11 protein-coding genes are annotated in these 16,447 nt (G+C 49.6%); 3 read left to right on the top strand and 8 right to left on the bottom strand.

All coding sequences use genetic code 11. The features are described 5' to 3' along the window. Positions 1–120: 120 nt before the first annotated feature. Genes pqiC through rlmKL form a run of 5 tightly spaced genes read right to left on the bottom strand, consistent with a single transcriptional unit; the run spans position 121 to position 7,643 of the window. Complete coding sequence (gene pqiC, locus JK198_RS01500) at positions 121–693, bottom strand: membrane integrity-associated transporter subunit PqiC (protein WP_212706672.1); 573 nt, start codon at positions 691–693, stop codon at positions 121–123. Further along, positions 693–2,333, bottom strand: a complete 1,641-nt coding sequence (gene pqiB / locus JK198_RS01495) for an intermembrane transport protein PqiB (RefSeq protein WP_212706673.1) — start codon at positions 2,331–2,333, stop codon at positions 693–695. The genes pqiC and pqiB overlap by 1 nt, the downstream gene beginning before the upstream one ends. Further along, entirely contained in the window at positions 2,320–3,603 is a 1,284-nt protein-coding gene (gene pqiA, locus JK198_RS01490; protein ID WP_212706674.1) for a membrane integrity-associated transporter subunit PqiA, read from the bottom strand. The genes pqiB and pqiA overlap by 14 nt, the downstream gene beginning before the upstream one ends. Before the next feature lie 5 nt (positions 3,604–3,608). Then, positions 3,609–5,522, bottom strand: a complete 1,914-nt coding sequence (locus JK198_RS01485; RefSeq protein WP_212706675.1) for an ABC transporter ATP-binding protein — start codon at positions 5,520–5,522, stop codon at positions 3,609–3,611. 6 nt (positions 5,523–5,528) lie between these two features. Beyond that, positions 5,529–7,643, bottom strand: coding sequence for a bifunctional 23S rRNA (guanine(2069)-N(7))-methyltransferase RlmK/23S rRNA (guanine(2445)-N(2))-methyltransferase RlmL (rlmKL, locus tag JK198_RS01480; protein WP_212706676.1), 2,115 nt, complete (start codon positions 7,641–7,643; stop codon positions 5,529–5,531). 105 nt (positions 7,644–7,748) lie between these two features. On the opposite strand from rlmKL, the gene JK198_RS01475 reads away from it, so the two are divergent. After that, on the top strand, positions 7,749–8,861 hold the full coding sequence (locus tag JK198_RS01475) for a YcbX family protein (protein ID WP_212706677.1): 1,113 nt from the start codon (positions 7,749–7,751) through the stop codon (positions 8,859–8,861). A 2-nt stretch (positions 8,862–8,863) separates the two neighbouring features. Here JK198_RS01475 and JK198_RS01470 read toward each other — a convergent pair whose 3' ends face one another. The 3 genes from JK198_RS01470 to pepN all read right to left on the bottom strand — a co-directional run bounded on the left by JK198_RS01470 (position 8,864) and on the right by pepN (position 13,405). Then, on the bottom strand, positions 8,864–9,406 hold the full coding sequence (locus JK198_RS01470) for a cell division protein ZapC (RefSeq protein WP_212706678.1): 543 nt from the start codon (positions 9,404–9,406) through the stop codon (positions 8,864–8,866). Between the two features lie 162 nt (positions 9,407–9,568). After that, complete coding sequence (pyrD, locus tag JK198_RS01465) at positions 9,569–10,579, bottom strand: quinone-dependent dihydroorotate dehydrogenase (protein ID WP_212706679.1); 1,011 nt, start codon at positions 10,577–10,579, stop codon at positions 9,569–9,571. Between the two features lie 210 nt (positions 10,580–10,789). Continuing rightward, on the bottom strand, positions 10,790–13,405 hold the full coding sequence (gene pepN / locus JK198_RS01460; RefSeq protein ID WP_212706793.1) for an aminopeptidase N: 2,616 nt from the start codon (positions 13,403–13,405) through the stop codon (positions 10,790–10,792). A 264-nt stretch (positions 13,406–13,669) separates the two neighbouring features. On the opposite strand from pepN, the gene pncB reads away from it, so the two are divergent. Together pncB and asnS are read left to right on the top strand one after the other, a co-directional pair. Continuing rightward, positions 13,670–14,875, top strand: coding sequence for a nicotinate phosphoribosyltransferase (gene pncB / locus JK198_RS01455; protein ID WP_212706680.1), 1,206 nt, complete (start codon positions 13,670–13,672; stop codon positions 14,873–14,875). Between the two features lie 148 nt (positions 14,876–15,023). After that, on the top strand, positions 15,024–16,424 hold the full coding sequence (gene asnS / locus JK198_RS01450) for an asparagine--tRNA ligase (RefSeq protein WP_212709924.1): 1,401 nt from the start codon (positions 15,024–15,026) through the stop codon (positions 16,422–16,424). Positions 16,425–16,447 lie beyond the last annotated feature (23 nt).

The raw sequence follows: 16,447 nt of genomic DNA, 5'->3' as shown, positions 1-16,447 counted from the left end.
TTAGTGTTTTGGCGAATACAAAACTAACCACTTTTACCGCCGTTTTCTATTAATTCACGCTAAGGTGCGATGAACCTAAAAAAAGCCTCCGTCAGGAGGCTTTCAGGGGATAATATTATATTACTGGTTGATTTGTCTGGCTATTTGCACTGCTTCCTGTTGCCAGCCTTCTGCCAGGGTTCGGACTAATGCCGCATAGCCATCCTGTGACTGTTTCAATACCAGTGAAAACGGCCGGCGCAGGGTTTGCTGGCCACGTTGCAGGATCCATGAACCGGTAATAATAACTTTACCATCATAACGGCCATGAAAACCGGTGACCGAAACCGATAAGGTGTCATAGTTATTACCGGCCAGTGATCCGGTCACCAGCCAGCCAGGCATAAGCTGGCTCAGATTACTGACCAGCGTCTGTTGTAATTGCTGATCCAGCGGGCTGGCCCACAGGTTACTAGTGGCAATCACATACTGTACATCACTGGTCTGATAGGCCAGACCCGTTCCTGACAGAAAATCGGAGACACTGACCGGTTCTACCCATAATACTTTCGGGGAGTCAGCAGAGGACAGCCCCGGCGAAGAGACAGCAGATACAGGTACCGGCTGTGCCGGCAGCTGATAATAATGCTTATCTGCCTCACTGCTGCAGGCACTGAGCAACAGTACACAAGCCGCGATGAATGTTCTTTTCATTATTTCGCCCTCTTCGGCTGGGGATCTTTGCCAGGCTGTGCTTCAAATACCAGCGCATTACTCTTATTGTTCAGAGTCTTCAGCACCGGTTGCAGCTCCTGCAATACCTGGTCAAGTCGTTGCATATCACCCACCAGCTTGTTATATGCCGGCGATCCCGGTTGTAACCCTTTCAGACTGCGATTTAAATCACGCAGGGTTTGCTGCATATCGGCAGGCAATGTTTTCATCGCCGGGCTGGAAGTGATCTTATTCAGATTATCCAGAGCCGTTTGCATATTTTTCAGGGTCTTCTGACTTTGTTTCAGGGTACCGGTAGCTTCAGTCAGCATTGGTGCCAGAGGTAACTTCTCAACCTTGTCGAGAATAGTCATCACCTTCTGTTGCATCTGATTCAGCCCGCTGGCAATTGTCGGTATCACTTCAACATCACCCACCTTATCCGGGCCAGTGAATGGCGGTACGTTATTGTAAAAATCTAAATCAACATACAGTGCACCGGTAATCAGGTTTGCCGTCTTGAGGCTGCCTCTCAGGCCATGCTGACGGGCATCCTGCAAGTGCTGTTGCAGATCAAACTTATCTCCCACACTGGCCGCCAGTCGTCCGGGCTCGATACGGATCAGTACCGGAATCCGGTAATCATTTTTCAGAGTATTCAGGCTGCCCGGCATTATATAAGGTACTTTAGCGACGGTACCTAAACGAATCCCCCGGAATTCCACCGGCGCGCCAGGCTGCAGCCCGCGAATCGATTCATTAAAAAACATCACGAAGTTGGTGTGCTGGGTATAAATCGATTCCTGTAAAGAATGTTGATCATCAAACAGATGATAATCAGCATTGTTTTTTGCCGGTTCACCAAGAGGAGCACCATCAGGGACTTCAAAACTGACCCCGCCGCTGAACAGGGTCGTCAGTGATCCCATTTCGATACGCATTCCTGAGGCTGACATGTCGAAGGAGACACCACTGTCTTTCCAGAAACGGACATTGGTGGTTACCAGCCGGTCATAAGGTGCCTGAATAAATAACTGATAACTCATCAGACGTTTTTCCGTATCGAACTTACTGGTTTCCACCGAGCCGACCCGGTAGCCACGGAATAATACCGGGTCCCCGGGATTCAGCTGTCCGGCTTTAGAACTGTCAAGAGTCACGCGGATCCCTTTAGCATCCGGCGGAGCTAACGGAGGCGAGTCAAGTAACGCATAATGGTCCGGTTTATCACCTGTTGTTCCCGGTTGTAATTCAATGTAAGAACCGGACAGCAGCGTCCCCAGTCCGGTAATACCTTCCCTGCCGATTTGCGGCTTAACGGTCCAGAATACCGAATCCTGATGCAGGGTTTTTTCCATTCCTGCATTCAGCCGCGCTTTAATTTCCACATGCCGCAGGTCATCACTCAGTTCAGCACTTTGCACAAGACCAATATCGACACTGCGGCTTTTGATGGTCGTTTTGCCGGGGACAATACCTTCAGCATTACTGGTTATCAGGGTAACTTCCGGTCCCTGATGTGAAAAGTGATAAAAAAGTATCCATGCCCCAATCAGAATCGTCACAATCGGCACAATCCATACCGGTGACCACCTTTTGATGTTCTCTATACGGGCTGTTTCATGATTATTCTGTTTCAACACCAGATTCCTCAATACGGTTCTTTGTTTCACGGTCCCACAACAAACGAGGATCAAATGTCAGTGCGGCAAACATGGTTAAAATAACAACGCTGGCAAACAACAGTGCTCCGGGAGCCGGATAAATATTCATTAACCCCCCCATTCGCACCAGGGATGACAAAATAGCGATCACGAATACATCAATCATAGACCAGCGTCCGACGCATTCGACGGCTTCATAAATCAGATGCATTTTTTGATTGTCTCTCCGCCCCTTACCGCTGGCGTTCCAGCTTAACCAGCCAATAGCCAGCATTTTGAGCGACGGTACCATAATGCTGGCGATAAAAATAACCATCGCGACCGGGTAAGATCCATCACTCCATAACAACACGACCCCTGCCATAATATTCGACGTGATCTTCGACCCCAGGGCATCGGTCACCATAATCGGCATAATATTGGCGGGTATATAAAGCATTACAGAAGTCAGCAATAATGACAGTGTCCATTGCAAACTTTGTTTTTTTCGTGCCGTTCCGGCCGTTGAGCAACGCGGGCAGATACGCGTCTCTGCGGGAAGAATAGCAGTACAACAGGGACATGACCTCATCCCCTGAGCTAAACCACTGATACCTGCCTGTGGCGTTTTAAACAACGGTTGTTGCGGCTGAATATGACGCCATAAACTGCGTTTATCCACACTCTGGAAAGCGCGTAATTGCAGTATGCAAAACAGACACCACGGCCAGAAGCTGATCCCCAGTCCGATATCTCCGTAAGCCATCAGTTTTACAAAACTGACCAGTACCCCGGCCATAAAAATTTCAGCCATGCCCCAGCTGCGCAGCTGGAAAAACAGCCGGGCCAGCAGGATCCGCAAAGAACGGGGTATTTTTACGTGATTAACCAGTAAAATAATCATCACCAGACAACTGGCCGGAATAATTTGTACCAGCAATAAAAACAGAAATGCCAGCGATCGAAAATTATCAGACACCATAATATCCGGAATACGGGTAAGGGTGATTTCGCTGCTTAAGCCGGCAACATGCATACTGATAAACGGGAACATATTTGCCAGAATCAGCATAATCAGAGCCGACACCGCATAAGCGATAGGCCGTCTGCCGGGATCCGGCCAGTGCATATTCAGAGTTGTGTGACAGCGCGGGCAAACCGCTTTCGTCCCGATGCTGAGGGGCGGTAAGCGGCATGCCATATCACACTGAGGACACAAAACCCATGTGTCTGCATCATTACGTTGCTCACACCGGGTTATGTTCATGGGAATTACTCTCCGTTCCTGAGATTTTCAAGATATTCCCAGCGGGAAAAAGCCTCTTCCAGAGCCTGTTCGGCTGCGGAGAGCTGATCGATTACCGGCTGAGTTTTGTCATGGGGCTGGCTGAAAAAATCAGCATGCCCCATTTTTGCCTGCAACTCACCTATCTCTGTTTCCAGAGTTTCCAGTTTCTGTGGTAACAGATCCAGTTCCCGTGCCAGGTTATAACTAAGCTTAGCGGGTTTAGTGGTTTTTGCTCTGGTCTCAGTGGGTGATTTCGCCTGTGCATCTGGCTTGACACTCTGCGGTTTTTTGGTCTGTTTGTAGGCGGCACGTTGTTGCTGTGCATCATGGTACCCCCCGACAAACCGGCCGACTTCGCCGTTACCTTCAAAAATCCAGCAGTCAGTGACAGTATTATCGACAAACTGACGATCGTGGCTGACCAGTAATACTGTCCCCTGGTAGCCATCAATCAGTTCTTCCAGCAGTTCCAGTGTTTCCACGTCCAGGTCATTGGTAGGTTCATCGAGGATCAGCAGGTTGCTTGGTTTCAGGAATAATCTGGCCAGCAATAACCGGTTGCGTTCTCCGCCTGACAGAGCCCTGACCGGGGTCATCGCCCGTTTAGGATGGAACAAAAAGTCCTGCAGGTAACCGAGGACATGGCGCGGTTTACCGTTAACCAGCACTTCCTGCTTGCCTTCTGCCAGGTTATCCATAACTGTGCGATCAGGATCCAGTTCAGCACGGTGCTGATCAAAATAGGCTACTTCCAGCTTGGTACCGCTATGTACCCGTCCGCTGTCCGCGGCTAAATCACCCAGCATCAGACGTAACATTGTGGTTTTACCACAACCATTAGCCCCAATCAGTGCAATTTTGTCACCACGCTGAACCTGTGCCGAAAAATTATCGACCAGTGTTTTACCGTCCACCTGGTAATTAACATTTTCCAGTTCAAAGACAATTTTCCCTGAACGAGATGCTTCCTCAACCTGCATATTTGCTTTGCCCATGACTTCGCGACGCTCAGAGCGTTCGCGACGTAATGCTTTCAGAGCGCGGACACGGCCTTCATTACGGGTACGGCGAGCCTTAATCCCCTGGCGGATCCAGACTTCTTCCTGGGCCAGCTTACGGTCAAACTCCGCGTTTTGCTGTTCTTCTACCCGCAGAGCTTCTTCTTTACCCAGCACAAAATTGTCATAGTCACCCGGCCATGACACCAGTTTCCCGCGATCCAGGTCAACAATACGCGTTGCCATATTGCGAATAAACGAACGGTCATGGGAAATGAAAATAATACTGCCGGTAAAGGTCTTGAGGAATGTTTCCAGCCAGTCAATGGTTTCAATATCCAGGTGGTTGGTCGGTTCATCAAGTAGCAGTACTTTCGGGTTACTGACCAGTGCACGCCCCAGTGCCGCCTTACGTAACCATCCGCCCGACAGAGAAGAGAGTTCAGTTTCCGCATCCAGACCAATCTTTTCCAGCACGTCATTAATACGGCTTTCCAGCTGCCACAGGTTATGATGATCCAGTAATGTCTGTAATCTCGCCATTTCGTTAAGATTCTTGTCACTCGGATCCTGCATGACCTGATGCGAAATCGCATGGTATTCCTTCAGGTATTTTGCCTGTTCCGCGACCCCTTCGGCGACAAAGTCATACACCGAGCCGGTGATATTTCGTGGCGGATCCTGCTGCAGCCGGGCAACGACCAGGTCCTGCTCATAGACAATGCGACCATCGTCCAGGGCAATTTCCTGGTTAATGATTTTCATCAATGTCGACTTACCGGCCCCGTTACGTCCGACCAGACATACCCGCTCATTCTCTTCAATGTGCAGTTCGGTGTTATCCAGTAATGGCGCGTCACTGAATGACAGCCAGGCATTGTGTATACTGATTAATGACATAAAAAATTATTCCTTACCCGCGGCAGTAATCAGCCAGCAATTATGAATGTGTTTATTTCTGGCAAAGTCCTGAGAAAGGGTTTTTTGCGTAATTTCATTGGCCTGTAGTCCGAGAGCCGCCAGCCCGTCAAAGTCCATTTTAAACCCGCGCTTATTGTTCGAGAACATAATCGTTCCGCCACGACGCAGTAATCGCTGCAGATCACGCAGCAGATCAAGATGGTCACGCTGAACATCAAAGCTGTCTTCCATCCGTTTTGAGTTTGAGAATGTCGGCGGATCGATAAAGATCAGGTCGAAAGATTCTGTCGCTTCTTTCAGCCAGCTCAGACAGTCAGCCTGGATCAGACGGTGTGCCCGGCCGGCCAGCCCATTCAGTTGTAAATTCCGCTCTGCCCATTCCAGGTAGGTGCGTGACATATCAACCGTCGTGGTTGAGCGGGCTCCGCCCAGTCCGGCATGAACACTGGCACTGCCGGTGTATGCGAACAGGTTAAGAAAGTCTTTCCCTTCACTCATCTGGCCCAGCATCTTACGGGCAATACGGTGGTCAATAAATAATCCGGTATCCAGGTAGTCGGTCAGATTGACCAGCAATCGGGCGTTATATTCTTTTACCGGGAAAAATTCGCCTTTATCGCCTAATTTCTGATACTGGTTTTTACCTTTCTGGCGCTCACGGGTTTTCAGCACCAACCGGTTTGCCGGAAGATCCAATACGGTCAGGGTGGCACTGATCACATCAAACAGGCGCTGTCGTGCTTTCTGTGCATCCACTGTTTTTGGTGGTGCATATTCCTGAATTATCACCCAGTCGGCATAACGGTCTACAGCAATATTGTATTCCGGTAAGTCGGCATCATAGATCCGGTAACCGTCAATACCTTCCTGTTTCGCCCATTTATCCAGCTTTTTCACATTTTTCCGCAGACGGTTAGCATAATCCCCGGCGATTTCCCGCCCTGCTTCACCGGATCCGGCCATCAGCTGGTAATTTTTCTGCACACAATCCAGCGGACCATTTTTCGCTTTAAACTGACGCTCAGCACGCAGTTGCAGACAGCTCAGCAGTTCCGGGGAGCCACTGAACAGCGATAATGTCCAGCCGGGAAATTCACGTTTCACAATCCTGCCCAGCTGGCTGTGCAGTGCAATCAGCGCCGGTTCACTTTCCAAACGTTCGCCATAAGGCGGGTTACTGAGCAGGGTCCCCTGATCTTCGGCAGCCAGCGGATTCGTCAGCTGTGAGACATCCTGGCGTTTAAAACTGATAAACGCACTCATGCCCGCTTTGCGTGCATTGGCCTGTGCCCGCTGAATAACAATCGGATCGCTGTCGTAGCCATAAAAACGCACTTTTTTACCCTGCATTGCCTGCCCGGCACGGCGATTAGCATCAGCTGTCACTTCCTGCCACAGGGTGGCATTGTGTCCTTTCCAGGCCGTGAATCCCCAATGCTGACGAGCCAGCCCCGGGGCACGATCGGCGGCGATCATGGCAGCCTCAATCAGCAGAGTACCTGAGCCACACATCGGGTCGATCATCGGCGTCCCCGGACGCCAGCCTGATCGTAGTACCACGGCTGCCGCCAGATTTTCTTTTAATGGTGCCTGTCCGGTCTGCTGACGGTAATTACGCTGATGTAACGCATCTCCGCTCAGGTCAAGAGAAATGCTGACTTTGTCTTTGTTCAGCCATGCATTGATGCGGATATCAGGAGCGTCACGGTTAACGTCCGGCCTTGGCAGATTCTTACGGGTGAAACTGTCGACAATGGCATCTTTTACCCGCATAGCACCGAACTGGCTGTTACGGATAATGTCATTGGTGCCGCTGAAGTGCACCGCAAAACTATGCTGGCTGTCGAATAATTCGGTCCAGGGAATCGACTGTGCGCCGACATATAAATCAAGATCACTCCACAGACCAAACTCTCCTAATGGCAGCAGGATCCGCGAAGCAAGCCGGCTCCACATCAGGCTTTGGTACAGCATTTTATCATCGCCCTGATAATGAACACCGCCCGGCACCAGCTGTATATCCTGAGCGCCTAACGCTTCAAGCTCAGTTTTTAAAAGTTCTTCCAGCCCACGGCCTGTACTGGCAAACAGAGAATTCATATTTTTGGTCTACTTAATTGGAAATTGCTGCGCATTATAGCGAATCACAGCGCTATGTCATAAAGTTAGCGTCTTTATTAGCAAGAAGCCCGGAACGGAGAAATTATGATCAGTCTGTCGCGGTTATTTATTCACCCGGTAAAATCGATGCGCGGTACCGCTGTTTCCCAGTCACTGGTACAACCACAGGGACTTTCCTGGGACCGGATGTTTATGGTAACCACTACTGAAGGTAAGTTTATTACTGCCCGCCAGTATCCGGAAATGGTGCTATTTACTCCGCTGGTTCAGCCAGAAGGACTGTTTATCCAGGCGCCGGATAATAGTCAGGTGCTGGTAAGATTTGACGATTTCAGCCCGCAGGTGGAACCCGCCGAGGTCTGGGGCAGCAACTTTGCCTCCTGTATCGCCCCCGAAGTGATTAACCAATGGCTGAGCCGGTTTTTTCCTCATCCGGTACAACTGCGCTGGACCGGTATTAAACCTGCACGCCGGGTCAGGCGTTTTCCGGAGATCCCGGTCGGCTTTGCTGATGGTTACCCGTTTCTGTTGATCAACCAGTCTTCTTTTTATGATTTACAGAATCGCTGTCCGGCGGGGATCCGTCTCGAACAATTTCGTCCGAATCTGGTAGTGGCGGGGGCAAGCGCCTGGGATGAAGATCAGTGGTCTGTGATCCGGGTCGGCGATATTACGTTCGATGTGGCAAAACCCTGCAGCCGTTGTATTTTCACCACGGTCAGTACCGAACGCGGAGTTAAGCACCCATCCGGTGAACCCATGACAACCCTGAAAATGTTCCGTCTGGCCGCAGACAGCAGTGGTGATATCGATTTCGGCCTGAATTTGATCGCCCGTAACAGCGGCGTCATCCGCTGTGGCGATGATGTTACTGTACTGGCCAGAAAACCCGCCCGTCCCTACACAGTGACACAACGTCAGCAAACCGTGGCCCGGCCAGAGACGGATAATGCCATTATCGATATCCGCTATCAGGGAAAAAGCTTCCGTGGTAATAACCAGCAGATCCTTCTGGAGCAACTGGAAGCGGCGGGATTCAGTATCCCCTATTCATGTCGTGCGGGTGCCTGCGGATGTTGCCGGCTGACTCTGGTCAGCGGAGAGGTCACCGCACTGAATGCTTCAGGAGTTAACGGTGACAAAGTACTGAGTTGTAGCTGTATACCGCGCAGTGCCGTCGTTCTGGAAAGTGACTGAGATTAACCGGCCTGTTCCAGGGAGAATTCGCCGGCGGTGTCCGCGGGACGCAGCCGATCGTACATAATTTTAATGGCATCACCCAGTAACAGCCTTTTTCCTGATAATTCCAGCGAACTCTGGGCAACAACACACAGTGCAGCATTGCTGCCCGTTTCAACCACCAGCAAACGTGCCGGCTGACCGGTATCAGAGAGGATTGCTTCCGCCAGTTGCCCTGCTTCCGGTTGCCAGCCGGAATGACAGGCAACAAAATGCCAGCTTTTTGGCATCAGTGGTTTCAGAAAACGGCTGGCTACCAGCGCATTTAACACCAATTCAGCCCGTTGCTGATGACTAAAGTTAACAGCACGACATTTTTCATCGAAATTGAAAAAACCGGCAGCATCATCAACACAAAAACGCTGCGGTTCAAATGCATCGGGCGTCAGCATTTTTTTAGGAAAACGGGAACAGAAGTGCAGCCCTTCGGTTAAATCAAGCATCATACGATCCCGGACATCATCGTAATACCATTGCCAGCGATCATCGGGCTTTAATGTCATCTCTAGCCGCCTCTCTCATTACGGTGGAAATCTCTTTCCTGAATATAAATCACAGCCTGTTCTGAATAACTAAACCGATCCTGCTGAGTATAATCCGGATAAAATATAAACGAGCCAGAGGAATAAAGAAACCCCTCTGGCTAAATAATAAACTTATTGTGCTTAAATATCCCTCAGGATATCCCGGATAAGTCCGGGACCTTTATAAATAAATCCTGAATATAGTTGAACCAGCGTAGCTCCTGCCGCGAGTTTTTCCTTCGCTGCCATTAAAGAATCAATCCCGCCCACCCCGATAACAGGTAACCGCCCGTTTAATTCTTTACTCAGCCGACGAATAATTTCGGTACTGCGTAGCTGAACAGGACGGCCACTAAGCCCGCCTGCTTCTCCTGCATATTTCAATCCTTCAACCAGCGACCGATCCAGGGTGGTATTCGTCGCAATCACACCATCAATATTATGACGGACTAAACTGTCGGCAACCTGGATCAATTCTTCTTCTGAAAGATCCGGCGCGATCTTTACCGCGACAGGCACATATTTTAAATGTCTGCGTTGTAATTCCTGTTGTTTCTCTTTTATTGCTGACAGCAAATCATCTAACGCTTCGCCGTATTGTAATGTCCGTAAGCCCGGAGTATTCGGTGAAGATATATTAATGGCAATATAACCGGCATGGGCATAAGTTTTTTCCATACATGTCAGGTAATCATCTTTACCCTGCTCAACAGGTGTATCTTTATTTTTTCCGATATTGATCCCGATAATACCGCGAAATTTTGCTTTTTTTACATTTTCGACCAGATGATCAACCCCGTGGTTATTAAACCCCATCCGGTTAATAATTCCTTCGGCCTCCACCAGCCGGAATAAACGAGGCTTATCATTGCCTGGCTGGGGACGTGGCGTGACGGTACCGACTTCAACAAATCCGAAACCCATTGCACCAAATGCATCAATACATTCGGCATTTTTATCTAATCCGGCCGCCAGGCCGAGCGGGTTATCAAACTGCAGACCCATGCAAGTTACCGGCTTTGAAGGCACAGACTGATGGATCAGACGCTCAAATGCGGTTCCCTGAAGTAATTTCAGCTGTTTTATTGACAGCTCATGAGCATGCTCGGGGTCAAGTTTAAATAATGCAGGGCGGATGATTGGATATAACATGCACTCTCCTGGAAACACTGGTCGCGGTTAGGGGTCAGGCTGAAACGTTTTCTGCGCCGGAATGGTAAAGAGCTTTCGGACAAAAGTAAATTTAACCCGCAAACTGCCCGCAGATCCTGAGGGGTATCAAATAAACTTATTATTTAAGATGCAAAAAAAACCACCGGTCATTGCCGGTGGTTTCGTCACTGTGCTGTCTTTAACCAGTAATCAGGCCGCTAATGCGCGGGTGATTTTTTCGTATAAATCACCCGACAAATCGTCCAGAGATTTCAGCTGTTCTAATGCTTCACGCATCAGTTGCTGACGCTGACTGTCATAACGTTTCAGGCGAATTAACGGTTCAATCAGACGGGACGCGATCTGCGGATTGCGTTTATTCAGGTCAGTTAGCATACGGGTCAGAAAACGATAACCACTGCCATCGGCAGCATGGAACGCAGACGGGTTTGCCGAAGCAAAGGCACCGATCAGTGAGCGGACCCGGTTAGGGTTACTCATGGTAAAGGAACGGTGTGTCAGCAACTGTTCAACCCGTGATAACACATCTGCCGCCGGGCTGGTCGCTTGCAGCATAAACCATTTATCCATGACCAGCCCGTCCTGATGCCAGCGTTCATCCCATTGCTGCAACAGTTCATCGACACAAGGCAATTGTGCAGATACCGCTGCGCTTAAGGCTGCCAGCGCATCCGTCATATTGTTTGCCTGCAGGTATTGCTGGCGAACCAGAGCATCGGCGGCCAGTGGATCACCAAACACCAGATAACTCAGACAGACATTTTTCAGGGCCCGTTTTCCAATATCCTGCTGCACCACACGATACTCACCACACTGGTTCTGCTGCCAGGCTTCCAGCAGCTCATTGTGCAGCTCTTTTGCCAGGGTACGGATCATTGAGGTTCTGACAGCAGAAATCGCCAGAGGATCGATAACGCTGAACCATTCTGCCATTTCATTTTCTGATGGCAGGCTGAGGATCAAGGCTCTCAGCGCCGGGTCACTGGTGTTATCCTGCAACAGAGTACGGAAGGCTTCAGCAACGTGTTTCGGCAGCGATAATGGCTGTTTCTGGCTGAAACGTAATACGTTCAGCTTCACATAGGTGGTCAGCAGACTTTGTGCCGCATCCCAGCGAGAAAAATCATTACGTGCATGCTGCATCAGGAAAGTCAGCTGAGCATCGCTCCACTGATAGTCGAGTTTGACCGGTGCCGAAAACTCCCGCAGCAGAGACGGCACTGGCTGGAAGTATACTTTATCAAACACGAAAGTTTGCTCAGCCTGAGTCACATTGAGTACCGAAGCTATCGGTTGCCCCTGGTACTGTAGCGGGATAACCTCGCCTTGTCCGTCGTAAAGTTCGATATCCAGCGGGATATGTAATGGCAGTTTTTCAGTCTGATCCGCAGTGGCCGGTGTATGCTGTTTCACATGCAGTTTATAAGTCTCAGTATGCGGATCATATTCATCCTGCACCGTCAGTACCGGAGTCCCCGACTGGCTGTACCAGCGGCGGAACTGGGTAAGATCAACCCCGGACGCATCTTCCATCGCCTGTACAAAATCATCACAGGTTGCAGCACTGCCGTCATGGCGACGGAAATAGAGTTTCATACCCTGCTGGAATTTATCTTCGCCCAATAAGGTATGCATCATACGGATAACTTCTGAGCCTTTTTCATAGACGGTCAGGGTGTAGAAATTATTCATTTCCATGACCTGCTCGGGCCGGATCGGGTGTGCCATCGGACTGGCATCTTCAGCAAACTGTGCCCCGCGCATAACCCGTACGTTATCAATGCGGTTGACCGGCCGGGAACCTAAATCAGAACTGAATTCCTGGTCACGGAACACGGTCAGGCCTTCCTTAAGGCTTAACTGGAACCAGTCACGGCAAGTGACACGGTTACCGGTCCAGTTATGGAAATATTCATGTCCGATAACGGCTTCAATACCCAGATAATCTTTGTCGGTCGCGGTTTCTGCTTTGGCGAGCACATATTTAGAGTTAAAAACATTCAGCCCTTTGTTTTCCATTGCCCCCATATTGAAGAAATCAACCGCGACAATCATGAAGATATCCAGATCGTATTCCAGGTCGAAACGTTCTTCATCCCACTTCATACTCTGTTTCAGTGAGGTCATTGCCCAGTCAGCACGGTCAAGATTTCCCTGGTCGACAAAAATTTCCAGTGCAACCTCACGGCCTGAACGGGTGGTAAAACTGTCACGCAGGACATCAAATTCACCGGCCACCAGCGCAAACAGGTAACAGGGCTTCGGGAACGGATCCTGCCATTTTACCCAGTGACGGCCATTTTCAGCCTCTCCCGAGTCAACCCGGTTACCGTTGGACAGTAAATAAGGGTATTTTTTCTTGTCGGCAGTAATCGTTGTCGTAAAACGCGCCAGTACATCCGGGCGGTCGGTGTACCAGGTAATATGGTGGAACCCTTCAGCTTCACACTGAGTACAGAGTGCATCCCCGGATTTGTACAAGCCTTCAAGGGCGGTATTCTGGTCCGGATGAATGGTATTAATTATTTGCAGACTGAACTGTGCAGGTACGTTGTTTATGGTCAGCAGATTGCCCTCAATAAGGTAGTCTTCCCATGTAACACCGTCGATAGCAATAGAATGTAAGGTTAATGATTCCCCCTGCAAAACCAGTGCCGCAGCCTGATCATTCAGACGTTTAACCTGGCTCACTGCAGCCACTCTGGTCTGTTGTTCATCAAGATCAAAACTCAGATCAATATCAGTGATAGTGAAGTCCGGTGCCTGATAATCGTGACGATACTTAATTTGCGGTTGATCTGTCATCATTCCTTCTCAGCCTTAGAAAAATAGTCTTAAATCCCGAGTTTATGCTTCTTACGCATGGGTTTCCAGACGAAAGTATAAGCGAACTTATTATGTACATTTTTTTAACATCTGGCACAATTTAATCTCGACCTGACCGCATAAAGTGTGTTGTGATCTGATTCACTTTTCCCGGGATCAGGTTATACTGCAACTGTTGTTTAATATTCTTAACTTTCACCAGGCCAGCCCCGGGCGCCGCGGAACAGGATGCAGATACGCACCATGAAACGACATGCTTCCCCGATACTTACTTCATTGCTGGACACTGATGCTTATAAGCTTCATATGCAGCAAGCGGTTTATCATCGTTATCGTGATGTCTCAGTGACCGCAGAATTCCGCTGCCGGGGTGAACAGCTCCCGGGCCGGTATGCCGCGGAAATTCGTCAGCAAATTCAGCTGATGCAATCGCTGGCATTAACTCCCGAAGAGTATAACTACCTGAGCACCCTTCCGTTTTTCAGCACTGATTATCTGCGATGGCTCAGAAACTTCCGTTTTAATTCACAACAGGTGTCAGTTACCGATCAACAGGGCAAGCTGGTGATCACTATCAGCGGCCTGTGGGTCGATGTGATTTTGTGGGAAGTCCCGTTACTGGCGATGATTAGCGAACTGGTTCATCGTGATCGCTCTCCTGACCACGGTGTGACTCAGGCAGTCGATTATTTGCAGCAAAAGCTGGCGGAATTTAACCACGCCTCTGCCGGTCTCGATTTGAGCCGTTTTCGTCTGATGGATTTCGGCACCCGTCGCCGCTTCTCGCGTCCGGTACAGCAGGCAGTCGTGGAAACCCTGAAACAGGATGTCAGCTGGCTGGCTGGCACCAGTAATTATGATCTTGCACGACGCCTTGATATTAGCCCCGTCGGCACCCAGGCCCACGAATGGTTTCAGGCCCACCAGCAAATCAGTCCTGATTTGGCTAACAGTCAGCGGGTTGCCTTACAGGTATGGCTGGACGAATATCAGGACCAGCTGGGGATTGCGCTGACAGATTGTATCAGCACCGATGTTTTCCTGCGTGATTTTGATAGTCACTTTGCCAGCCACTATCAGGGACTGCGCCACGATTCAGGAGACCCGCGGGAATGGGGTGAAAAAGTTATTGCTCACTACCGCAAACTGGGTATCGACCCGCAGACCAAAACCCTGGTATTTTCCGATAGCCTGACACTGAACAAAGCACTGGATCTGTATCGTCACTTTGACAGCCAGATCCGGGTTGTTTTCGGTGTCGGAACCCGCCTGACCTGTGATATTCCGGAAACCGAACCTCTGAATATTGTGATTAAGCTGGTCAGCTGTAATGGTAAACCTGTCGCCAAGCTTTCAGACAGCCCCGGAAAAACCATTTGTCACGACCAGTCATTTGTCCGGGCCCTGCAAAAAGCTTTTGACCTGCCTGCGGTCAGGCGCGCCAGTTGAATAGCTGCGGAGAGCAGCTATTCTCTCTCTTTTACCGTGAAATCATCCTGCTTCGCGTAATTTTTCTTGTTTCCTGAAAACTCGCAAGTAACATATCTGCTACCCCCTGTCGGGGCATTTATAAACATTATTGAATAGAGAGATAATTATGAGCGTAGTGCCTGTAGTGGACGTACTGCAAGGCCGTGTTGCTGTTGATAGTGAAGTCACAGTTCGCGGCTGGGTTCGTACCCGTAGAGATTCCAAAGCCGGTCTTTCTTTTATCGCCATTTATGACGGTTCCTGCTTTAATCCTGTTCAGGCTGTTGTTAATAATTCGCTTAATAATTATCAGGATGAAGTCTTACACCTTACCACCGGTTGCTCTGTGATTGTCACCGGTAAAGTGGTGGAGTCGCCGGGCCAGGGCCAGGCTTTTGAAATTGCAGCCACCGCCATTGAAGTGGCTGGCTGGGTTGATGACCCGGACAGTTACCCGATGGCAGCAAAACGTCACAGTATTGAATATCTGCGCGAAGTTGCTCACCTGCGCCCGCGTACTAACCTGATTGGTGCTGTTGCCCGTGTCCGTCACACCCTTGCTCAGGCTATTCATCGGTTTTTCCACGAAAACGGCTATTTCTGGGTGTCGACACCGCTAATTACTGCATCAGACACCGAAGGTGCCGGTGAATTATTCCGCGTTTCGACGCTGGATTTAGAAAACCTGCCGCGTACCGAACAGGGTAAAGTTGATTTCAGTGAAGATTTCTTCGGTAAGGAATCATTCCTGACAGTTTCCGGACAGCTGAATGGCGAAACCTACGCCAGTGCACTGTCCAAAATATATACCTTTGGCCCGACTTTCCGTGCCGAGAACTCTAACACCAGCCGTCATCTGGCTGAGTTCTGGATGATAGAGCCGGAAATTGCCTTTGCAGAACTGGATGATGCGGCAGCACTGGCCGAAGCAATGCTGAAATACGCATTTAAAGCGGTACTGGCCGAGCGTGCTGACGATATGGCGTTCTTCGCTGAACGTGTTGATAAAGAAGCTATCCAGCGCCTGGAGACCTTTATCAGTACCGATTTCGCCCAGGTCGACTATACGGATGCGATAGATATTTTGTTACAGAGTGGTCACAAATTCGAAAACCCCGTCTCCTGGGGAATTGACCTGTCCTCAGAACATGAACGCTTCCTGGCAGAAAAACACTTCTGTGCCCCGGTGGTGGTGAAAAACTATCCGAAAGATATTAAAGCATTCTATATGCGACTGAATGACGACGGAAAAACTGTCGCAGCCATGGACGTGCTGGCCCCGGGTATTGGTGAAATCATCGGCGGTTCACAGCGTGAAGAGCGTCTGGATGTGTTTGACCAGCGCCTGGCTGAAATGGGCCTGAACAAAGAGGATTACTGGTGGTACCGTGACCTTCGTCGCTATGGCACCGTACCACATTCAGGTTTCGGATTAGGTTTTGAACGATTGATCGCTTATGTCACCGGCGTACAAAATGTAAGAGATGTTATCCCGTTCCCCCGCACCCCGAGAAATGCAAATTTCTAAATGCTAATTAAAGCATAATAAAT

Source organism: Tatumella sp. JGM91 (genome assembly GCF_018257575.1).
GTDB lineage: Bacteria > Pseudomonadota > Gammaproteobacteria > Enterobacterales > Enterobacteriaceae > Tatumella > Tatumella punctata.
The sequence above is the reverse complement of the archived record's forward strand: the minus strand, read 5'-3'. Positions and strand labels throughout refer to the sequence as shown.